Source organism: Neorhizobium alkalisoli (assembly GCF_002968635.1).
GTDB lineage: Bacteria > Pseudomonadota > Alphaproteobacteria > Rhizobiales > Rhizobiaceae > Neorhizobium > Neorhizobium alkalisoli.
On sequence record NZ_PVBN01000059.1, the window covers coordinates 1 to 397 of the forward strand.

The 397-nt window shown below is 41.1% G+C and carries 1 protein-coding gene; it reads left to right on the plus strand.

Annotation, left to right across the window (positions count from 1 at the left end):
* Positions 1-22: 22 nt before the first annotated feature.
* Positions 23-397: class I tRNA ligase family protein (locus tag C5L13_RS28545; RefSeq protein ID WP_210202215.1), on the plus strand; the 375-nt coding region annotated here is incomplete at its 3' end.

Below are 397 nucleotides of genomic sequence, written 5' to 3' on the forward strand. Positions count from 1 at the left end.
AAGCAATGACGTGCGTATCTCTATGGATATTTTGAGCCAAGTTTCTGAAACTTACCGTAAGATTCGTAACACTCTTCGTTTCTTGATTGCCAATACATCTGACTTTAACCCAGCTCAAGATACAGTCGCTTACGATGAGCTTCGTTCAGTTGATAAGTACATGACGATTCGCTTTAACCAGCTTGTCAAGACCATTCGTGATGCCTATGCAGACTTTGAATTCTTGACGATCTACAAGGCCTTGGTGAACTTTATCAACGTTGACTTGTCAGCCTTCTACCTTGATTTTGCCAAAGATGTTGTTTACATTGAAGGTGCCAAATCACTGGAACGCCGTCAAATGCAGACTGTCTTCTATGACATTCTTGTCAAAATCACCAAACTCTTGACACCAATC